Source organism: Neobacillus sp. 114 (genome assembly GCF_030127045.1).
Lineage (GTDB): Bacteria > Bacillota > Bacilli > Bacillales > Cytobacillaceae > Neobacillus > Neobacillus rhizophilus.
The window spans coordinates 5,329,941-5,348,738 of sequence record NZ_CP126144.1 but is presented as its reverse complement, the minus strand read 5'-3'; the positions used below and the strand labels follow the sequence as shown (position 1 = coordinate 5,348,738).

26 protein-coding genes are annotated in these 18,798 nt (G+C 40.7%); 17 read left to right on the top strand and 9 right to left on the bottom strand.

The window, feature by feature from the left end; all coding sequences use genetic code 11:
* Positions 1-42 precede the first annotated feature (42 nt).
* Positions 43-684: a YhcN/YlaJ family sporulation lipoprotein gene (locus QNN06_RS26350; protein WP_284036256.1), complete on the bottom strand. Its 642-nt coding sequence runs from the start codon at positions 682-684 to the stop codon at positions 43-45.
* 112 nt (positions 685-796) lie between these two features.
* Here QNN06_RS26350 and QNN06_RS26345 point away from each other — a divergent pair, with 112 nt between their 5' ends.
* Positions 797-1,072 carry a YutD family protein gene (locus tag QNN06_RS26345; RefSeq protein ID WP_213117848.1) on the top strand — a complete coding sequence of 92 codons (276 nt, stop codon included), beginning with the start codon at positions 797-799 and terminating at the stop codon, positions 1,070-1,072.
* 109 nt (positions 1,073-1,181) lie between these two features.
* Here the strand turns inward: QNN06_RS26345 and QNN06_RS26340 are convergent, their stop codons facing one another.
* Both QNN06_RS26340 and QNN06_RS26335 read right to left on the bottom strand, forming a co-directional pair.
* Complete coding sequence (locus QNN06_RS26340) at positions 1,182-1,475, bottom strand: cytosolic protein (protein ID WP_284036255.1); 294 nt, start codon at positions 1,473-1,475, stop codon at positions 1,182-1,184.
* Positions 1,476-1,533: 58 nt separating this feature from the next.
* Complete coding sequence (locus tag QNN06_RS26335; RefSeq protein WP_213117850.1) at positions 1,534-1,800, bottom strand: DUF3055 domain-containing protein; 267 nt, start codon at positions 1,798-1,800, stop codon at positions 1,534-1,536.
* Positions 1,801-1,990: 190 nt separating this feature from the next.
* On the opposite strand from QNN06_RS26335, the gene QNN06_RS26330 reads away from it, so the two are divergent.
* The 3 genes from QNN06_RS26330 (at position 1,991) to QNN06_RS26320 (ending at position 4,587) form a co-directional block, all read left to right on the top strand.
* Positions 1,991-3,292 (top strand): EAL domain-containing protein, encoded by a 1,302-nt coding sequence (locus QNN06_RS26330; RefSeq protein WP_254124322.1) that lies wholly within the window; start codon positions 1,991-1,993, stop codon positions 3,290-3,292.
* 27 nt (positions 3,293-3,319) lie between these two features.
* Positions 3,320-3,757 (top strand): DUF86 domain-containing protein, encoded by a 438-nt coding sequence (locus tag QNN06_RS26325; protein ID WP_284036254.1) that lies wholly within the window; start codon positions 3,320-3,322, stop codon positions 3,755-3,757.
* Positions 3,758-3,822: 65 nt separating this feature from the next.
* Positions 3,823-4,587: a TIGR01457 family HAD-type hydrolase gene (locus QNN06_RS26320; protein ID WP_284036253.1), complete on the top strand. Its 765-nt coding sequence runs from the start codon at positions 3,823-3,825 to the stop codon at positions 4,585-4,587.
* A 154-nt stretch (positions 4,588-4,741) separates the two neighbouring features.
* Here the strand turns inward: QNN06_RS26320 and QNN06_RS26315 are convergent, their stop codons facing one another.
* Entirely contained in the window at positions 4,742-5,242 is a 501-nt protein-coding gene (locus tag QNN06_RS26315) for a phosphatidylglycerophosphatase A family protein (protein ID WP_213117853.1), read from the bottom strand.
* A gap of 295 nt (positions 5,243-5,537) precedes the next feature.
* Here QNN06_RS26315 and yutH point away from each other — a divergent pair, with 295 nt between their 5' ends.
* Positions 5,538-6,548 (top strand): spore coat putative kinase YutH, encoded by a 1,011-nt coding sequence (yutH, locus tag QNN06_RS26310; protein WP_217032074.1) that lies wholly within the window; start codon positions 5,538-5,540, stop codon positions 6,546-6,548.
* 78 nt (positions 6,549-6,626) lie between these two features.
* Here the strand turns inward: yutH and QNN06_RS26305 are convergent, their stop codons facing one another.
* Positions 6,627-6,869: a NifU family protein gene (locus QNN06_RS26305; RefSeq protein WP_249366610.1), complete on the bottom strand. Its 243-nt coding sequence runs from the start codon at positions 6,867-6,869 to the stop codon at positions 6,627-6,629.
* 256 nt (positions 6,870-7,125) lie between these two features.
* Here QNN06_RS26305 and QNN06_RS26300 point away from each other — a divergent pair, with 256 nt between their 5' ends.
* Positions 7,126-7,452 carry a YuzD family protein gene (locus tag QNN06_RS26300; protein WP_213117856.1) on the top strand — a complete coding sequence of 109 codons (327 nt, stop codon included), beginning with the start codon at positions 7,126-7,128 and terminating at the stop codon, positions 7,450-7,452.
* A 50-nt stretch (positions 7,453-7,502) separates the two neighbouring features.
* On the opposite strand, the gene QNN06_RS26295 is transcribed toward QNN06_RS26300, so the two are convergent.
* Positions 7,503-7,868, bottom strand: coding sequence for a HesB/IscA family protein (locus QNN06_RS26295; RefSeq protein ID WP_217032073.1), 366 nt, complete (start codon positions 7,866-7,868; stop codon positions 7,503-7,505).
* A 136-nt stretch (positions 7,869-8,004) separates the two neighbouring features.
* Positions 8,005-8,244 (bottom strand): YuzB family protein, encoded by a 240-nt coding sequence (locus QNN06_RS26290; RefSeq protein WP_213117858.1) that lies wholly within the window; start codon positions 8,242-8,244, stop codon positions 8,005-8,007.
* Positions 8,245-8,507: 263 nt separating this feature from the next.
* Between QNN06_RS26290 and QNN06_RS26285 the strand changes: the two genes are divergently transcribed.
* A complete protein-coding gene (locus tag QNN06_RS26285; RefSeq protein WP_217032072.1) occupies positions 8,508-9,575 on the top strand; it encodes an NAD(P)/FAD-dependent oxidoreductase in 1,068 nt (355 codons plus the stop codon).
* Positions 9,576-9,624: 49 nt separating this feature from the next.
* Here QNN06_RS26285 and QNN06_RS26280 read toward each other — a convergent pair whose 3' ends face one another.
* Positions 9,625-10,620, bottom strand: coding sequence for an NAD(P)/FAD-dependent oxidoreductase (locus tag QNN06_RS26280; protein ID WP_284036252.1), 996 nt, complete (start codon positions 10,618-10,620; stop codon positions 9,625-9,627).
* Between the two features lie 439 nt (positions 10,621-11,059).
* Between QNN06_RS26280 and QNN06_RS26275 the strand changes: the two genes are divergently transcribed.
* From QNN06_RS26275 to kapD, 10 genes are all read left to right on the top strand, one after another.
* Positions 11,060-12,277 carry an NAD(P)/FAD-dependent oxidoreductase gene (locus tag QNN06_RS26275; RefSeq protein WP_213117861.1) on the top strand — a complete coding sequence of 406 codons (1,218 nt, stop codon included), beginning with the start codon at positions 11,060-11,062 and terminating at the stop codon, positions 12,275-12,277.
* 200 nt (positions 12,278-12,477) lie between these two features.
* A complete protein-coding gene (locus QNN06_RS26270) occupies positions 12,478-12,969 on the top strand; it encodes an NUDIX hydrolase (RefSeq protein WP_284036251.1) in 492 nt (163 codons plus the stop codon).
* 154 nt (positions 12,970-13,123) lie between these two features.
* On the top strand, positions 13,124-13,252 hold the full coding sequence (locus tag QNN06_RS26265) for a YuiA family protein (protein ID WP_213117863.1): 129 nt from the start codon (positions 13,124-13,126) through the stop codon (positions 13,250-13,252).
* A gap of 134 nt (positions 13,253-13,386) precedes the next feature.
* On the top strand, positions 13,387-13,710 hold the full coding sequence (locus QNN06_RS26260) for a YuiB family protein (RefSeq protein WP_213117864.1): 324 nt from the start codon (positions 13,387-13,389) through the stop codon (positions 13,708-13,710).
* A gap of 120 nt (positions 13,711-13,830) precedes the next feature.
* On the top strand, positions 13,831-14,439 hold the full coding sequence (locus tag QNN06_RS26255; RefSeq protein WP_284036250.1) for a 3D domain-containing protein: 609 nt from the start codon (positions 13,831-13,833) through the stop codon (positions 14,437-14,439).
* 89 nt (positions 14,440-14,528) lie between these two features.
* A complete protein-coding gene (locus tag QNN06_RS26250; protein WP_284036249.1) occupies positions 14,529-14,906 on the top strand; it encodes a DUF309 domain-containing protein in 378 nt (125 codons plus the stop codon).
* Between the two features lie 65 nt (positions 14,907-14,971).
* Complete coding sequence (locus QNN06_RS26245; protein ID WP_284036248.1) at positions 14,972-16,480, top strand: leucyl aminopeptidase; 1,509 nt, start codon at positions 14,972-14,974, stop codon at positions 16,478-16,480.
* A 101-nt stretch (positions 16,481-16,581) separates the two neighbouring features.
* On the top strand, positions 16,582-16,842 hold the full coding sequence (locus QNN06_RS26240; RefSeq protein ID WP_284036247.1) for a hypothetical protein: 261 nt from the start codon (positions 16,582-16,584) through the stop codon (positions 16,840-16,842).
* Between the two features lie 116 nt (positions 16,843-16,958).
* Positions 16,959-17,339 (top strand): hotdog fold thioesterase, encoded by a 381-nt coding sequence (locus QNN06_RS26235; protein ID WP_213144358.1) that lies wholly within the window; start codon positions 16,959-16,961, stop codon positions 17,337-17,339.
* A gap of 171 nt (positions 17,340-17,510) precedes the next feature.
* Positions 17,511-18,134, top strand: a complete 624-nt coding sequence (kapD, locus tag QNN06_RS26230) for a 3'-5' exonuclease KapD (RefSeq protein ID WP_213118006.1) — start codon at positions 17,511-17,513, stop codon at positions 18,132-18,134.
* A gap of 36 nt (positions 18,135-18,170) precedes the next feature.
* On the opposite strand, the gene kapB is transcribed toward kapD, so the two are convergent.
* Positions 18,171-18,551, bottom strand: a complete 381-nt coding sequence (gene kapB / locus QNN06_RS26225) for a kinase-associated lipoprotein KapB (protein ID WP_284036246.1) — start codon at positions 18,549-18,551, stop codon at positions 18,171-18,173.
* Between the last annotated feature and the right edge of the window lie 247 nt (positions 18,552-18,798).

Here is an 18,798-nt window from a genome sequence, read left to right as displayed (position 1 = left end):
ATTTAAAAAGAGTTCAGCCCTTAAAGGTCTGAACTCTTTTTATTAGCGTTGGTGATTATAATTCATATCGTCCTTTGTCAGGCCGTTTTCATCTTCATGATCGTTCAGTCTTGTTCCTTGTGGAGATGTTTTCATTTGCTTGATTACATAATTTACCTGGTCACGTGATTTGCCGCTTAGGGAATCCAAATTCGCCAGGTTTTGGATATCTTGGATATGGACTTTATTATCACTGACGTATGCATGGTAGTACCTTGGGACAACGGATAATGCTGTTTTCTTCACTTGGTCAGCCGTTAAATTTCTGTCCTTCGAATCGGTCCGGTACGCCACTAAGACTTCTCTGTCCGTTACTAATGTAGCCACATCATGGACGTTTGGAATATTGGCGCTTAAGCGACTGATGACATGGGCTACTTGTTCACGGTCAAGGGCCGTGTAGCCATCATTCGTGTTATTATCGTTCATCAGTGGACTTTTCTGGTGACGTACAAAGCCATAGTCATTGTTGGCGTTACGGATATCCTTGCTGGCACCTTCACGGTAGAGCTCATGCCGTTTATTGTTCACATTAATGGTATTGCCGGATTCTTCATATACATCGTTTTTACCCATATCCTTAGAACAGCCTGTGACTGCAGTTAATGCACATAACCCAATGATTATGCCTAATTTTTTCAACATTAACACCTCCTTTTATTAGATTTTCCAAAGCACTTATTTTTTTTCTTAGTAATTGATGGTGAATCGGTTATAATGGGATAAAGAATAGCTGGCAAAATTTGAGGTGAAAACCATGATTCTTATTAATAACACTACTTACGAACTTGTACAGGAATTTCGGGATGGTTTTAATGAGGAAGCTCTAAAGGCTAGATATAGTGACATCTTATCCAGATATGATTATATTGTGGGGGATTGGGGCTATGGCCAGCTCCGATTAAAAGGCTTCTTTGAGGACCAAAATCAAAAAGCAACCTTTGATACAAAAATTAGCACATTAAGTGAGTATCTGTATGAATACTGCAATTTTGGCTGTGCTTATTTTGTATTGAAAAAGGTAAAAAAATAAACGAAGGGCGATTAATCCCCTTCGTTTTTAGCTAATAAGAAAGTATAAATTCAACTACGCCTCTGTCTTCGTCCTTCGGACCCGTCAATCGGCGAGTTTTCATTTAAGTTTACGGTTCGTTATTGTTATACGGGGCCAGTTCACCGGTTTCTTCATCATCATGCGGCGGATGTGCCCCCGGGTATTCTCTTGGCAAATCCTGATGCAGGGCCTTAAATTCATAGTTAAATGCACTGTGCCGGCGCTGCCCCTCTTCCCACGGGGTACTCTTTAGTTCGACAGGGTCTTCTTTTCGAATTGGAGAACCTAAAGGCCCCTCCGGAAATTCTTCCGCGGTAAGATAGTTCCGCTGTACTTCCACATTCGAGAAGTCCCCGTATTGATCGGAATCCTTTTTTGCCATGTTCCTCACTCCTTTTTCTTTTATTATTTCATTCCGAGTGAAAAACATGAATGAACCTTTAGATAATCTCCTGTAAGAAGGATTTTAGCTCTTCAGCTTCTGCTTCATTTATGTTAAAAGCATATTCTAAATATCCTTCTTCCTCGAGGTCATCATGCCCAATGATGGCAAATCGATTTCCTTGCATATTCATTACAAGGGATTTGCCGTAGTGCCGGTCCGTTTTTACGATTGCCAAATCATAACGTTGATTTTCCCCGACAAAGCTGACAAACCTTGTTTTGGTATTTTCGGTATCATCATATAAGAAAAAACGCTCGCTCATTTTATATCTCCTTTTAAAAAAATACTCTCACATTATCTATAGTAACAAATTCCTGCAGTGGATGGGAGAAGGATTAAATTTCCCAACCATTTGTTTAGGAATATTTTTTTTCGAAAAATACGGATAATGTAAAAATATGTTATAATATAACTAAATCTGTAAGCCAAAACTGGTTGTGAGGGATGAATGTATGGCTCGTCGCATCATGAATAAGCTAAAAGGGGCAATGGAATGGGGGAAGATTTTGCTTCCTGCTGCTTCCTTGCGCTTTTATCCGCCTCAATTTATATTGCGCAACCCTGTATTAGAGGGTGTAACAGCCGCCTTTCAATCAGGCTTGGAGGCAGCTGTTATTGTTTTTCATTTGCAGAATATGAATGAATTGTCGGTTTTACAAGGCAAATCACAGCAAGGTTATTTCATGAAGCAGTTAAAAAAGTATTTTCGCCATGCTGTCCAAGAGGAACTGAAAGAAGAGGAGATCATTTCGCTGCATGATTTTTATGGCGATATGGTGACCTTGATCATGAAGGTGGATGTTGATAAAAACACTTTGTCTGATATGGACCATGTCATAAACGGATTGCTTTATTATGTTGAGGGCAGTCTCCAAAAACATTATCCTTCACAGCAAATTCACTTTGAAACCGGATATATGTTTATTGACAAGAAACATTACTCCATTTCTGATTCCATCCAAAAAGCCCATCGACAGGCCATTGCGATGGCTGAAAAAAGACTTGCAGTAAAATATGATGATATAGATTATATGATCAATCAAATTATTGCTAATAAAAATATCCGTCTGCTGGCCCAGCCCATTATTGATGTGGCAACAAATGAAATCCGTGCATGGGAGCTCTTGACACGGGGGCCTAAAGGTACGGCAGTAGAAAATCCTTTGCCGTTATTCTCGGTTGCAAGGCAGACAGGGACATTATATGCACTCGAAATGCTGGTATTGGAAAAAGCGTTTGAACAAATTAAGAAAGCAAAATGCAGACAGGATATTTTTATCAATTGTACTCCGTTAACCCTTGGAAATATTCGTTTCACAAGGGATATAAAGAATTTATTGCAAAGATTCACTGGTATATCACCAAAACAAATAACAATTGAAATTACAGAAAACGATTCAATCGAAGGTTTAAAGAATTTCATTTATAATATAAAAATGTTACGATTAATGGGGTTTCGAATTGCCATTGATGATACAGGCGCGGGATACTCCAATTTAAGTACTATTAGTGAAATTATGCCAGATATTATAAAAATTGACCGATCTCTTATTCAAAATATCGATAAAAACTCGCTTAAGGAATCGATGTTAAAGGGGATTCTCCTAGTCGCGCGGGAGGCCGGTTCACTGGTTGTCGCGGAGGGAATCGAAAATGAGGATGAGGCATCTGTCCTCACAAGAAACAAGGTCGATTTGGCACAAGGATATTTCTACGCTCCGCCTACTGTACTAAACATGGAGATGGCAACTTAGAACAGAAAATAGAAGGAAGTGGAGTTCATGTACTTTGTTGACCGGGATAAAATTGAAACGACATTAATTTATTTGGAAACACAGATCACTCATTTCTCTACCCAGCAGGTATGGTCGACCCCCATTGAAAAGGCGGCATTAGAACGGCTTACGCAAATGATGCTCGAGTCGGTATTGGATGTCGGCAATGCCATGATTGATGGCTTTATCATGCGTGATCCAGGAAGCTATGAAGACATTATAGATATTTTAATGGATGAAAAGGTCGTTACTGAAGAAACAGGAAGCAGCCTGAAAGCTCTTATCAGTTTTCGGAAAAAACTTGTGCAGTATTATACGGAAATTGACCATAGTGAACTAACCCAGGAATTTTCAAAACATCTGCCTGCACTGACTATTTTTTCAGTGAATGTTCGGGACTATCTTACGAATGAATTGGGACCAGTTTCAGCATTTAAAAACTAAGACCGCCAATCGGTCTTTTTCTTTTTAATAAAGAGGAGGACAAGATCAATTAAGGAGTGGGATGATTGAAGAAATATAAAGGATATTTAATTGATTTAGATGGAACGATGTACAAAGGCACGGAGAGGATAGAAGCGGCTTCAGATTTTATTAAGAACCTTAAGAAAAAGGAAATACCCTATTTATTTGTGACAAATAATTCTACCCGGACCCCGGCACAGGTGGCAGAGAAATTAAACAGCTTTGATATTCCAACAACGGAAGATAGGGTTTTTACGACAAGTCAGGCAACCGCCAATTATATCGAAGAACTGAAAAAAGATGCCTCTGTCTATGTTATTGGTGAAGAAGGAATTCGCACAGTACTTGAGGAAAAGGGCTTTCGGTTTGCCGGGGAAGATGCCGATGTTGTCGTAGTGGGCCTTGACCGTTCGATTAATTATGAAAAGCTGACAATTGCCTGTCTGGCTGTCCGAAACGGAGCCACATTCATTTCGACAAATGGCGATATCGCCCTGCCAACTGAAAGAGGGCTAGTACCGGGCAATGGCTCGATAACATCGGTTATAGCAGTATCAACACAAACAAAGCCGATTTTTATCGGAAAGCCGGAAGCAATTATTATGGAGCAGGCGTTAAAGGTTTTAGGTGTGGTCAAAGAAGATACGCTGATGGTGGGCGATAATTATTATACCGATATTCTAGCGGGAATAAATGCAGGGATAGACACTTTGCTCGTTCATACGGGCGTCACCACGAAGGAACTATTAAAAGGATATACTATTCATCCTACATATACAATCGATACACTGGACCACTGGGAACCATAAAAGGATGGCTGAAATAGCCATCCTTTTACCAGCTAATAAGAAAGTATAAACTTTCTGTCGAAAGCTTTATACTTTCTTAACGCATAAGTGCAACTACGCCTCTGTCTTCGCCCTTAGGGACTCGCCAATCGGCGAGTTTTCTTTATTGTTGATTTTATTCACAATTGGCCGCAGCGTGTGCCAGTCTGCTTGAGGCGGCAGCGGCAATGGCGCCAACTATATCATCTAAAAAGGTATGGCATTGACCTGTTGATTTATCATTTAAATGAGCTAAAATGCCGGGCTTTTGTTTATCGATATAACCATAATTAGTAAAACCGATCGAACCGTATACATTCACGATGGAAAAAGCCAGAATCTCATCCACCCCGTAAAGACTTTCGTCTGTTGCGATAATCGATTGAAGCGGCTCCTCAAGCATACCTTTTTCAGCTAAAACATCAAGCTGGATTCCGGTAATAATGGCATTTTGGACTTCCCTTTTAGTAAGCACTTTTTCCACATTCGCAATACAGTCTTCCATTTGCAGGTTTTTATGATATTTTTCCTGAAGATAAAAAACCAAATTTGCAATATCTTGAATTTCTACCCCTCTTTCTTTCAATAACCTGCGAGCCGTTTCCTGAACAACATTGGGCTTTTTTTGTTCTGCCATCCCTTATATCACCTTTTCTGTGAATTTTTCTATAATTGCTCTATTAACTTATGATATGCAATTATCCTTTCAAGAATCAAATAAAATAACTTTACTGCTGGGTTTTAGCTAATAAGAAAATACAAAACTTTTTTCAAATTTTGTATTTTCTTAACGCATAAATTCAACTACGCCTCATAACCGTCCTAACGGACTGCCAATCGGCGAGTTTTCATTTACAAAAAGGAAGACAACAAGTTTTCCTGGCTTTACTCATATATATGACTTAGAGGTGAAAAGAAGAAGGGGTGGAGAGATGCTGCGAAAAATGCTGGAGGATCAATATGGAATCAAGGCTGATGAACAGGTTAAAATAGATGCTTTTGATGCGCTAAGAGGAAACGGCTGGCTATATTTGATTGTAAGTCCTGGGGGCAGAGAGGAGGAGGATATGCAGGAACTGGCAAGCCTGGCGGAGCATATGCGCCAGACAGGTGACAAAAATGTCCCTGCATTCATGCAGACTAAGGATGGCAGCTATATTACAAACTGGGAACAAAACAAATTTTGCGTATTAGTAAACCGGCAGATAGACCAGCAGCAACGAATATCGAGAATGGGGCGGAAACTGGCAAAATTTCATGAGAGGGGAAGAAGGGTGCCTTTTCAGATTCAGCGGTCAAGCAGAGTCGGACAATGGAAGGGGATTTGGGAAAAACGGCTGGAACAGATGGAAAAAGTGTGGAGTGGACTGCTTTTTCAAACACCCGAGGATGAATTTGAAAAATTGTTTATTGAGTCCTTTCCGTATTATATGGGATTAACAGAGAATGCTATCCAATATTTAGTGGATACGGAGATTGATGATTCCCCTTTAGAAACAGACAGCGGGACGGTTTGCCATGAACGTTTCACGAAAAAAACGTGGGGCGGCCAATATATGATCAGAAATCCATTTGAATGGGTGTTCGACCACCGGAGCCGTGACTTGGCTGAGTGGACAAGGGAACAATATTTTCATAATATCCAGACATATGATATGGAGTTAAAACAGTTTTACGATGAATATCAGAGGATATCCCCATTGTCCTCTTTTTCATGGCGGCTTTTATATGCCCGCTTAATTTTTCCGCTCCATTATTTTGAATGTGTAGAAAATTATTATATTACCCGCTCGGAACAGGAAAAAAAGCTGTCGGAGGATACTTTAGGAAAAATTTTGCGGCAGTCCTCCGAATATGAACGCTTTCTGGCAGGCTTTTTCCATATCTCAGGGGCGCCGGTGAAACACCTAAGCCTGCCGCAGCTGGATTGGTTATATTCTTAATGAACTTTAAACTGAATACAAAAAAGCGATTGCGTCTTTAGGCAATCGCTTTATTATTATTATTATTAATATTATTTTTTAAAACACTTGTTCAACTTCAACAATACCAGGTACTTCTTCTAGTAAAGCCCGTTCGATACCTGCTTTTAGTGTGATGGTAGAACTTGGGCAAGATCCGCAAGCGCCAAGTAAGCGAAGCTTAACAATGCCTTCCTCCACATCAACTAGTTCGCAGTCTCCGCCATCGCGAAGAAGAAATGGGCGTAATTTATCTAATACTTCTTGTACTTGTTCAAACATTTCCTGTTCTGACACTTTCATCGACTCCTTTCCTAATTATATTATACTGTCGCAGCGAGGAAAAATCCATTCTCAGAAACTGGCGAAATGTATAAAGAAAACTCGCCGATTGGCAAGCCCCTAAGGGCGAAGACAGAGACGTATTTGCACTTATGCGTTAATAAAGGATAAATTTTGGAAAAAATTTTATCCTTTACTATTAGCCAAAAGAAGTCATTTTCTTAGGTTTTGAAGGGGCCATATTGTAAAATAAAAGAAAAACGTAAGGAATGGTTTTATGGAATTTACGGAAGTGGAAATTGTCCTATATGGCGCGGCAGTACTCTGTCCAAGCTGTGTGAATCTTCCATCCTCGAAGGAAACCTTTGAATGGCTGGAAGCAGCGATTGCGAGAAAATTCCCGGAGCAGCCTGTTAAAATGACCTATGTAGATATTTTTCAGCCGCCTGAAGATAGCGATAAATTGCAATTTGCCCAGAGGGTAATTGAAGAGGATATGTTTTATCCGGTTGTGGTTATTAAGGATAAAGTGGTTGGCGAAGGAAATCCTCGTCTAAAAACGATTTTTTCCGAATTGGAAAAGTACGGGTACAAGGCGATATAAGAAGGAAAGAGGCTGTCTCGAAAGACAGCCTCTGATCTTTAAACAAAGTCTTAACACTCCTCAGGTGTTCCAGAGGCTGTTGCGGTACGGAATGATGAACCGCAGCCGCAAGATGCTATCGCGTTAGGGTTATCAATCGTAAACCCGCCGCCCATCATCGATTGCTTGTAATCGATTTTCGTTCCATTTAAGATTGGTGAACTCTCTTTATCGACAAGAACCTTTATGCCAAATTGTTCAAATTGATGGTCATCTTCCTTAACTTCGTGCTCGAAACCCATGCCGTAAGATAAGCCGCTGCAGCCGCCGCCTTTTACACTGACGCGCAAAAAGGCGCCTTCCTCTTCATTATGTTTCATCATATCTTTAATTTGCAGTGATGCTGCTTCTGTTAAAATAACAATATCTTTGCTCATAAAATGACCCCTCCTTAAATATTTGAGGCTTATAAAATTAGTATATACACTAGCTGAAAACTACTCAACTAATACGATTTCTAGTAACAGGATATGCTGTCAATATAAAAAAGGGAGCGGTAAGCCCCCTTTATATTTAGAACATAGGATTTTCTTCGAGATACTGATAAATATTATCCACCAAATCTTCAGGGGTTTTACCCGTAACAACTTCTCCATTCACAAGCGCATAGAGAGTGGATGCGCATTTACCACAATAGCCGAGGCATCCATATTCAATGATATCCAAATTTGGATCTTTTTCTAATATTTCAAGGGCTTTCTGAGCACCGCTTGCAAGATTGCTGACGCAAAACTCAATGATCGGCTTAATCATTACCTTCACCTCTCCACAACTACTTATCCTACCGCTTTTAGACTGCTTCGTCAATTATCATGTTCTTGGCAAGCCTGTCAAGATGTATCTTAAATGTGTTGTTATTTAGCCATATTTTCGATATACTCATATTTGTGTGTTAAATGGACGGAATATCTATTTCAATAAAATCCCACTCGTAATTTCAATTGAAATAATGTCTTTCTGAACAAAATAAAAAAATAGAAAATCTATAGTACAGTTATGACAAAGGGGAAATAAGCATGAAAAAATTAGTCATTCTTGGAGGCGGTTATGGGGGCATGAAGATTCTCTCCGAACTTCTTCCTAATAACCTGCCGGAGGACGTGACCATCACACTCGTGGATCGTGTTCCTTACCATTGTTTAAAAACAGAATACTATGCTTTAGCTGCTGGGACGATTTCAGATAAAGAAATACGCGTTTCCTTCCCGGAGCATGCTAGACTTGAGGTAGTTTTTGGGGAAGTCATCGGGATTGACAGAGAAGAAAAAAATGTCCTGTTAAAAGACGCTCAGCCAATAAGCTATGATGACCTCGTTATCGGCTTGGGCTGTGAGGATAAATACCACGGTGTGCCGGGTGCTGATCAATATACCTATAGCATTCAAAGTATCGGTAAATCACGGGAAACCTATTCTGTTCTGAATAATTTACCCCCTGGTTCAGTCGTTGGGATTGTCGGGGCAGGCCTATCCGGGGTGGAGCTTGCCAGCGAATTAAGCGAAAGCCGCGATGATTTGCAAATTAAATTATTTGACCGCGGGAAGCATATTCTCTCCGCCTTTCCTGACAGGTTGAGCAAATATGTAGAGAACTGGTTTGTAAAGCATAACGTTGAAATCATTAATAATTCCAATATCACCAAAGTAGAGGAAAATACCCTTTATAACCATGACAAGTCCATTACTTGTGATGTAATTGTATGGACAGCCGGGATCCAGGCGAATAAAGTGATCCGTGAAATGGAAGGGGAAAAGGATAGCTCAGGAAGAATGGTGTTAACCCCGCAGCACTTCTTACCTAATGATGAGCATGTTTTTGTTCTCGGTGATTGTGCAAGTCTGCCGCATGCTCCAAGTGCACAGCTAGCAGAAGGACAGGCCGAACAGATTGTCGAAGTTTTAAAAAAGCGCTGGAACGGCGAAGAACTGCCTGATTCGTTCCCGCCTATTAAATTAAAGGGAGTACTTGGTTCATTGGGGAAAAAGCACGGCTTTGCCATGCTCGCTGATCGCCCTCTAACCGGCCGCGTTGCCCGTCTGCTAAAATCAGGGGTACTGTGGATGTACAAATTTCATAATGGATAACATAAAAAAAGGCGTCCAAATCTGGACGCCTTTCGTATTAGTTAATAAATTATTTATCGAACATGGAAGAACTGTGGAGTGGTTGGATTTTCGCTTTAGGATCCATAAATGCCTTTGCATTATTAACAGCAGTAGGTGCTTCACCGAAGCCGCAGGCAATTAATTTTACTTTTCCATCATAGGTGCATATATCTCCAGCAGCGTAAATTCCAGGGATATTGGTTTCCATTTTAGAATTTACCTTAATGGAATTCTTTTCAATTTCAAGGCCCCACTCTTTAATAGGTCCGAGGGAGGAAACGAAGCCATAGTTGCAAATAACGGCGTCAACGTCAACAGTTTCTTTTGTCTCTCCGTTTACGGTTTCAAGAACGACCTGTTTAATCCCAGTTTCATCACCTATTAATTCTGCAGGGACGTATGGGGTTTTCACATCTACTTTGGAATTCATTAAGTTTTCTACGCTGTGTTCATGGGCGCGGAACTTGTCACGGCGATGAACAATTGTCACTTTTTCAGCAATTGGCTCGAGCATTAATGCCCAGTCAACCGCAGAATCGCCGCCGCCAAATACAACAACCTTTTGTCCGGCAAATTGATTCAAATCATCGATAAAGTAATATAGGTTTTTACTATCATACTGGGCAGCGCTTTCAAGCTCCAAACGACGAGGCTGGAATGCACCATTTCCTGCAGTGATAATTACGGTTTTAGAATAGTGGACATCTTTGTTTGTTGTTAATTTAAAGGTTCCATCATCCTGCTTTTCAAGCTTTTCAACAGATTGCTCCAGAGCAACAGTAGGCTCAAATTTGGCCATTTGCTTCTTTAAGTTATTTATTAATTCCTGTGCACGGACTTTTGGGAATCCGGCAACATCATAAATATATTTTTCCGGATAAAGCGCAGATAATTGACCGCCCAACTGAGGCAAGCTTTCAATAATTTTAACGGATGCTTGTCTCATTCCCCCATAAAAGGCAGTAAAAAGACCAACGGGGCCTCCTCCAATGATGGTGATATCATATACCTTTTGTTCTTGCACTCCGTATCCCCCCAACTAGTAGTTACGATTCCACTCCTTATCATAACATAAAATATGTAAATCCTCATATCTTTGTTGAGAAAATTATGACAATGAATAATAACTTGTGAAAATTTATACTATTTTTGCGATAAATATATTCGATAAATTGCTTGAATTTCGGATAGAAGTAGCATATGATGTATTGTGGATATATTGTTAAGATTTTGTGACAAAACTGGTACAATTTTTTATGAAATGTCTTGCTCTGTTTTTCACAAAATGGCATTTGTTTGGATTCCAAAACTTTATGTTTGCTAGGTTCTTTATTTTTATCCTCGTTCGTGAATTATATCACATACATTTTCCAGTAAACCAAAATAATAATCGACAAAGCTGTGGAAGATAAGAAAAAGAAGAGGATTTATTAAAATATTTTATAAGGGTGGAAGTGATTGCGTTGAGAAAGCCTAAAATTGTTATTCTCGGAGCGGGCTACGGCGGGCTGATGACGACTGTACGCTTGCAAAAGCACCTTGGTGTTAACGAAGCGGATATTGTCTTAGTGAACAAAAATGATTACCACTATGAAACCACTTGGCTGCATGAGGCTTCGGCCGGTACATTGCACCACGACAAGGTTCGTTATGATATTCGTGATGTCATTGATCGCAGCAAGGTTGACTTTATTCAAAGTACCGTTGTTGAGATTAAGAAGGATGAAAAGAGGGTTATTTTAGAGAGCGGCGAAGTTGAATATGATTATCTTGTGATTGCACTTGGTGGGGAGCCTGAAACCTTCGGCATCAAAGGCTTGAAGGAATATGCTTTCGGTATTACGAATGTAAATTCCTCCCGTTTGCTTCGTGAGCATATGGAATATCAATTTGCCACTTACAATATGGAAGAGGAAAAGGATGATACACGCTTGACAATTGTTGTCGGCGGCGCTGGTTTCACAGGAATCGAGTTTCTTGGAGAATTGACCAATCGTGTTCCGGAATTATGTCATGAATACGATGTGGATCAGCATAAAGTGAAAATTATCTGTGTGGAAGCTGCCCCAACTGTACTGCCTGGATTTGACCCTGAATTAGTCAAGTATGCAGTATCGCAATTAGAGCGTAAGGGTGTAGAATTCTTAATCGGAACGGCAATTAAGGAGTGCACGCCTGAAGGGATTTTTGTTGCAAAAGGTGAAGATGAGCCTCGTGAAATCAAAGCAGGTACTGTTGTTTGGGCGGCCGGTGTCCGTGGTAACTCCGTTATTGAAAAGTCCGGTTTTGAAGCAATGAGAGGGCGTGTCAAAGTTCAGCCTGATTTAAGAGTTCCTGGTTTCAATGATGTCTTCATTCTTGGCGACAGCTCGCTGGTTATTAATGAAGAAATCAACCGCCCGTACCCGCCGACTGCACAGATTGCGATGCAGCAGGGTGAAGTGTGTGCCCGTAATATTGCTGCACTTGTGCGTAATAAGCAGGATCTTGAAGAATTCAAGTTTGATAATAAAGGTACTGTCTGCTCTCTTGGTGAGGATGACGCAATTGGAGTTGTTTTTGGTAAGAAAATAACAGGGGCAAGTGCTTCTTTCATGAAGAAAGTAGTCGATAACCGTTCTCTTTACATGATTGGCGGGGCTGGCCTCGTATTGAAAAAAGGTAAATTTAATATCTTTTAATAAATATCCGTAACAAAAAAAGGACAGGGCACAGCCTGTTCTTTTTTTGGCTAATAAGAAAGTATAAACTTTCTGTCGAAAGCTTTATACTTTCTTAACGCATAAATTCAACTACGCCTCTGTCTTAGTCCTGTCGGACTAGCCAATCGGCGAGTTTCCATTTATTAGAATAGTTTTAAAAGCTAGATAGGGGGAAAATTATGAGTAGTCGGGAAAAACGCGGGAAGGTCTGGCTGGCTGTTTCCGGGTTGGTTCAATCTGATGCGGGTGAATGGCTGGTAGTTAAAAAGAGGTATGGCGGGTTAAAAGGAAAGTGGTCCCTCCCTGCAGGCTTTGTCGAAGAAGGTGAGACGGCAGATGAAGCCGTGCTTCGAGAGGTGAAGGAAGAAACGGGAATTGCTTGTACGGTTAAAGGACTGATTGGGCTGCGTACGGGTGTAATTAAAAGTGAAATTAGTGATAACATGCTGCTGTTTTTACTTGAACCAGCCGGGAAAATGGATATTACCCATCAGGAATATGAATTGTATGAAGCTAGATTTATGGCGCCGGAAGAACTGCTAAAGGAAAAGGAAGCATCGATTCTTTTAGGGTATCTGATTGGGCGAAAGGATTTGCTTGAGAAGCCTGTTATCGACGGCGTAAATCCTGGTGACCAGTTTGGCTATACCGCTTATAAATTATTTTTTTAATATTTAGAAAATTTACGTCACGCTTAGTAAATGAAAGAAAACGGTAGGTGTATCCGTTTTCTTCCGTCCAAATTGCCTGAATTTCGCTCTTTCTTTTTATTTAAATACTTGGTATATTATCAGAAAATTAAGTTAATAAGAAGAGGTGATTTTAATGACAGTTCAAAGTGTTGACACAAAAAACTGTGATTATTGTTCAGGAAACGGCTATTTTCAATTGGTTCTCGGCGGAACCGAAACCTGCGCAAGCTGCGGCGGCACTGGCAAGAAAGTTGAAAAATAACCGTTCCTAGGAAAAAAGGAAAACCCAGTTCTTCGAAGACTCGAAGGGCTATTTTTTTGCGTTAAAATGCTGTTAATATTGACTCCCACATGGACATTGAGTACACTATATGTTGATGCAAAGGGGGAGTTTCAATGCAGATGAGCATTGTTGTCTTGATTATTTCAATTGTACTGTTTTTTGTGTTGTTTTTTGGAATTGGCTTTATTCTGAATATGCTTTTAAGAATGTCATGGATTATGGCTGTCATTTATCCGTTTGTCGCCATTTTTATCATAGATAAAGTCTCGTTTATTGAATATTTTACGAATAGCAAAGCTGCCTTTTTAGACTTAGGGCACAGACTTGGCTCCTTAGCGACTGCGGATGTTCTTATTTTATCTAGTGGTCTGGCAGGAGCAATTGCCGCAGGTCTTACCATTAAATTCTTACGCAAAAATGGATACCAAATGTTTTAGACCTTCACTTTTATGAAGGTCTTTTTTAATATAAAACATTATTGGTAATTTTTTTCATTCCTTTTTTGAATAATTCATTCCTACTTGGGAATGAATATTTTGGGAGGAGTGAAAACAAGAATGAATAAAATGAAAAATTGGACGAAACGATTTGCTATGATTATTTTGTTCTTTTTGGCATTATTCGCGACGTTCCAATCTATTTCAGGTTTACCTGTGCAGACCATGTTTTTTCATTTAGTTAAAGCCATTTCAGTAAGTGAGGCAGTCACTGCGCCTACCCAAACACTGGAGAATTCCATTGATTGGTCCCAATACCCTAAACATACCGTTACAGCAACCGGCTATACGGCTGGGGCGGAATCCACCGGGAAAAATCAGGGCCACCCCGAATATGGAATCACCTATTCCGGTGTTAAAGTTAAGCGTGATTTGTTTTCAACCATTGCAGCAGACCTAACTGTTTTTCCAATTGGAACCGTCCTCTTTATTCCAGGGTATGGGTATGGAGTGGTCGCTGACAAAGGCGGTGCCATTAAGGGAAATCGTTTGGACCTTTATTATGAAACAGTTGAGGATGTTTACAGCCATTGGGGCAAGAAAACGGTCGATGTATATATCGTTCAAAAAGGAAATGGAAAACTGTCTGAGGAACAGTTGCAAGCATTAAATGAAGATAAATCCCTGCAGGTCTTCAGGCAGCAATATATAAGTTCAGAAAAAAAATAACAGGCCCTGTGCCTGTTTTTGTTTTTTAATGGAATTCTGAATGCCTATCTAATAAAATTGAATAAAAAGGCTTAATGGCAGGTGGTTTCATGGATTATCCAATCGAGTATTATGAGTTTTTTGTCAGCTTTAATGAAGGGGATTATTACACTTGCCATGACCTGCTCGAGGAAATGTGGCTGATTGATCGGGATAATCTTTTTTTAAAAGGATTATTGCAAATGAGTGTGGCCATATATCACTATGAGTACGGAAATGTGAAGGGAGCCAGGTCCATGATGGCGACAGCCCACCGCTACCTGCAGGCATACCGTCCCAAGTTTTGGGGGCTGGACTTAGAAAAGGTCTATCCATTTATTGAACAATGCTTAGCTCTATTTCCTCAAGACATAGACAGTGTCCCGTTTGAACAGGTGGGGGAATTGCCAAAGCTGCCACAGTTGTTTTTGTATTTGGAGGATGTTTAGATTATCGAAATAAATTGCCCAATTCGGTATAATGGATTCGAATCAAAAAGTGGAGGTCGATCAAAATGTTTGATGTAAAAAAAGAATTCGATTTATCAGCAAAGCATGAAAGCTTAGTTATTGGTCTGTTGGATAAACCGGAAAAGTTTTCCGGACTGCTGGCCAAATTGGATGAGGCTTTTGATGGGCAGTTGACAGAACTCGTCAAAGCAGGGGATATCTCGGCAAAGCTAAATAAAATTAACAAATTACATAGTTTTGGCAAAATCGGTTCTAAGCGGCTTTGGATTGTCGGACTGGGCAAAGAAAAGGAACTATCCTTTGATAAATTGAGGAAGGCTTTTGGACGGCTATTCAAAGAGTTAAAGGAAGGCAAGCAGACGGAAGCGTCCGTATATTTGGATTCTTTCATAAGCGAAAAGGTGGATGGGCAGGATGCTGCTCATGCGCTAAGTGAGGCATATACTCTAGCCACTTATCAGTTCGATGGCTATAAGCAAAAATCAAATGAACCTGAGAAGAAGCTTGACCATCTAACGATTTATTGTAATACCGCCGATGTGGAGGAAATCCACGCCTCGCTAACGGTAGGATATGCCTTTGGCAAGGGAACCAATTCAGCCCGTACGCTCGTTAACACTCCAGGTAATATGCTGACTGCTACTAATATGGCTGACTATGCGGCTGAACTCGCTAAAAAGTACGATTTTGAGGCAGAAATCCTCGATAAAGCTGAGATTGAAAAATTGGGTATGGGGGCTTTCCTCGCTGTCAATAAAGGGTCTGTAGAGCCACCGAAAATGATTGTTTTAAAATATCAAGGTAAAGAAGAATGGAAGGATGTCATCGGCCTTGTCGGAAAAGGGATCACCTTTGATACCGGAGGCTACTCCATTAAAACGAAAGCAGGTATCGTTGGAATGAAATCTGACATGGGCGGTGCTGCCGCTGTCCTCGGTGCCATGGAAATTATTGGCGGGCTTAGACCAGAGCAGAATGTAGTGGCTGTTATCCCATCAACGGACAATATGATTAGCGGAAATGCCTTTAAGCCGGACGATGTAATTACTTCTATGAGCGGGAAAACAATTGAGGTTTTAAATACAGATGCGGAAGGCAGGCTTGTCCTTGCTGACGCAGTAACCTATGCAAAGCATCATGGAGCCGAATACTTGGTCGATGTTGCTACCCTGACTGGAGGCGTTATTACTGCCCTTGGTTTAAACACCACAGGCGCTATGACAAATCACGAGACATTATATGAGCAGGTATTGGAAGCTGCCATGGAAGCAGGAGAGCAGATGTGGCAGCTGCCACTGTTTGAAAGTGAAAAGGAACGGGTCAGGAACAGTAAAGTGGCTGACCTTAACAACTCCCCAGGCAGCGAAGGTCATGCCGTTGTCGCCGGGGCATTTATCGGCGAATTTGCTGAAAATACACCCTGGGTTCATTTGGATATTGCCGGGACAGCGACAACATCAAAATCCCATGACCTTGGGCCTGCCGGGGCAACAGGCGTCATGACCAGAACGCTCGCCCTTTTTGTTGAACGCTTTGAGCCTATCGAAAAATAGGAAAGGGGCTCGCCTTAGGGTAAGCCCGCCCACTCCAATCAAGTTATGCTTGCATATGAAATAGTATAGGCAGGTATAAATGAAAAGGAGGTAATGCCTTCATGTACCCATATTATTATCGAAGTCCATACCCAATTCAAGATCAAAGATTTATTGGGGGATGGGGATTGGGCTTGCCGTTGGCTATTGGCGGGCTTAGCTTTTTAGGTGGATTAATTGGTGGCGGAATAGGCGGAGGAATTGGTGCTTCTTTAGCTCTTAGACCGCCGTTCTATGGCGGATTCGGATACCCAGGCTTTGGATACCCAGGCTTTGGATATCCAGGCATCGGATACCCTGGTTTTGGAGCACCTTATTATTAATATTTGAAAAAGCAGCTCAGCTCGGGCTGTTTTTTCTTTTTAAAAAATATAAAGGAAATTGTTCAAAAAACGAGAATAGATTAAAGAGGACCAATTACATATCGGAGGGAACATACATGATAGAAAATACATTGCTTCAAGCACTAGGAATTGAAGTCACCCACCTTGAAAAGGGAAAGGTAATTGCCACTATGCCGGTTGATGAACGCACTCGCCAGCCATTTGGAATTTTGCACGGCGGGGCATCGGTTGCCTTGGCGGAAACAGTGGCAAGTGTCGGTGCATATGAGTTAGTTGACCAGGAGACTGAGGTTGTCGCTGGTCTTGAAATTAATGCCAATCATGTACGTTCCAAACATGAGGGAGTGGTTACGGCTGTCGGAACTGTCCTTCACCAAGGGAGAACGACACAGGTTTGGGATATTAAACTAACTGATGAACAGGACCGCCTCATTTGCGTATCAAGATGCACGATGGCCGTCATTAAAAAGAAATAGTCATGAGTTGGGATGGGAGATATTTCCCGTCCTTTTTTACCATATTGTACAAAAATTTAAAAAATTTACTTCAAATTCATGCTATAATGTAAGAAATGAGCACAATTTTTTGTACAGGTATGATTATATAATGTAATAAGACGACTTAAATGGAAAGGCGGGTGAAAAGTGATGAAGGCAGCGCGGCAGCATTTGTTTATTGATTTTGAATTTACGATGCCTGAACGGAATGTTCGAGTGAGGGACTTTTTTGCGGAAATTATTGAGGTTGGAATTGTTGCGGTTGTGGATGATCATATTACCGAGCAGTTTTCCTCTTTTGTTACGCCGCTTAAATTTCCAAAATTAACTGAACGCTGCAAGTCCTTCTTACATATTACGCAGCAGCAAGTGGACACGGGGTTATCCTTTTTTGAGTTTATCCGAAAGCTCGAGGAATTTAATAAAAACAAATTGGATACCACCATTGTTACGTGGGGAAATATGGATATGAAGGTACTTCGCCAGAATTGTTTAGCGGCAGGAGTTGCGTTTCCATTCCATGCTGCAGAATTAGATTTATCGATGGAGTATAAACGATTCTTCGGTGACCAAAATCAAACCGGGCTTTGGAAAGCGGTCCAGGAATATGGGAAGGAAGGGACAGGCAGGCACCACCGGGCTCTAGATGATGCGTTGACTACCTATAATATATTCAAGTTGGTAGAAAAGGATAAACGTTATTTAGAGAAGCCACAACCAACGACCATTGGTGATCGTATTGATTTTTCAAAGTTCTTAAATGAATTCGCATAAAAGGCCAAATCACTTTAATGGATTTGGCCTTTACTATTACTTAAAATAATCCTTTTCAAGGGAATCCAACATGTTTAGGCTCATTTCGGCCCATTTGGTTTGCATCTCCTCCAGTTCGTGCCTCATTTTTCCACATGCTTCCTTCAGTGATGATAAATATTCAGGTACGTCTCCTTCGAATGGTTTGACCATTTTTTTCGGAATATTCGCCTGTTCCCGATGGGCCAGGGCCCGTCTTTCATGAAAAATCATAACATCAGCATCCTTAGGATTATGTAAATCCCCCTGCATCGGGTGTTTGGCAACCGCCAAAACCCTTACCAAATAGGCTTGGGGTCTTATATCCGTGATTTCCCCGATATATTTTCCAGTCTTATAAATCCCCGTTACAATCGTTCCTATTTCTAATTCTGACACAATAAAACACTCCTAACTCTAAAATTAATTCCTTTACTTCTTCCATTTTATTATGAAAAATAATAAATTAAAAACATGATGCAAAAAATTATAATCTCGTTTAAAGCGAGAGAATGGAGGGAAGCTAGTATGAGAAGGAATGTACATATCTTTATTTCTTTTTTAATCATGGTTGTTCTATTGGCAGCATGTGGGACAAGCAGTAAGACGGAAGAAAGTAAGTCGGACACTGCCGAGCCAAAAACTG

Coding starts and splice junctions, on each gene's coding strand:
- QNN06_RS26350 (WP_284036256.1), bottom strand. CDS start 684: ATGTTGAAAAAATTAGGCATAATCATTGGGTTATGTGCATTAACTGCA.
- QNN06_RS26345 (WP_213117848.1), top strand. CDS start 797: ATGATTCTTATTAATAACACTACTTACGAACTTGTACAGGAATTTCGG.
- QNN06_RS26340 (WP_284036255.1), bottom strand. CDS start 1,475: ATGGCAAAAAAGGATTCCGATCAATACGGGGACTTCTCGAATGTGGAA.
- QNN06_RS26335 (WP_213117850.1), bottom strand. CDS start 1,800: ATGAGCGAGCGTTTTTTCTTATATGATGATACCGAAAATACCAAAACA.
- QNN06_RS26330 (WP_254124322.1), top strand. CDS start 1,991: ATGGCTCGTCGCATCATGAATAAGCTAAAAGGGGCAATGGAATGGGGG.
- QNN06_RS26325 (WP_284036254.1), top strand. CDS start 3,320: ATGTACTTTGTTGACCGGGATAAAATTGAAACGACATTAATTTATTTG.
- QNN06_RS26315 (WP_213117853.1), bottom strand. CDS start 5,242: ATGGCAGAACAAAAAAAGCCCAATGTTGTTCAGGAAACGGCTCGCAGG.
- yutH (WP_217032074.1), top strand. CDS start 5,538: ATGCTGCGAAAAATGCTGGAGGATCAATATGGAATCAAGGCTGATGAA.
- QNN06_RS26305 (WP_249366610.1), bottom strand. CDS start 6,869: ATGAAAGTGTCAGAACAGGAAATGTTTGAACAAGTACAAGAAGTATTA.
- QNN06_RS26300 (WP_213117856.1), top strand. CDS start 7,126: ATGGAATTTACGGAAGTGGAAATTGTCCTATATGGCGCGGCAGTACTC.
- QNN06_RS26295 (WP_217032073.1), bottom strand. CDS start 7,868: ATGAGCAAAGATATTGTTATTTTAACAGAAGCAGCATCACTGCAAATT.
- QNN06_RS26290 (WP_213117858.1), bottom strand. CDS start 8,244: ATGATTAAGCCGATCATTGAGTTTTGCGTCAGCAATCTTGCAAGCGGT.
- QNN06_RS26285 (WP_217032072.1), top strand. CDS start 8,508: ATGAAAAAATTAGTCATTCTTGGAGGCGGTTATGGGGGCATGAAGATT.
- QNN06_RS26270 (WP_284036251.1), top strand. CDS start 12,478: ATGAGTAGTCGGGAAAAACGCGGGAAGGTCTGGCTGGCTGTTTCCGGG.
- QNN06_RS26265 (WP_213117863.1), top strand. CDS start 13,124: ATGACAGTTCAAAGTGTTGACACAAAAAACTGTGATTATTGTTCAGGA.
- QNN06_RS26260 (WP_213117864.1), top strand. CDS start 13,387: ATGCAGATGAGCATTGTTGTCTTGATTATTTCAATTGTACTGTTTTTT.
- QNN06_RS26255 (WP_284036250.1), top strand. CDS start 13,831: ATGAATAAAATGAAAAATTGGACGAAACGATTTGCTATGATTATTTTG.
- QNN06_RS26250 (WP_284036249.1), top strand. CDS start 14,529: ATGGATTATCCAATCGAGTATTATGAGTTTTTTGTCAGCTTTAATGAA.
- QNN06_RS26245 (WP_284036248.1), top strand. CDS start 14,972: ATGTTTGATGTAAAAAAAGAATTCGATTTATCAGCAAAGCATGAAAGC.
- QNN06_RS26240 (WP_284036247.1), top strand. CDS start 16,582: ATGTACCCATATTATTATCGAAGTCCATACCCAATTCAAGATCAAAGA.
- QNN06_RS26235 (WP_213144358.1), top strand. CDS start 16,959: ATGATAGAAAATACATTGCTTCAAGCACTAGGAATTGAAGTCACCCAC.
- kapD (WP_213118006.1), top strand. CDS start 17,511: ATGAAGGCAGCGCGGCAGCATTTGTTTATTGATTTTGAATTTACGATG.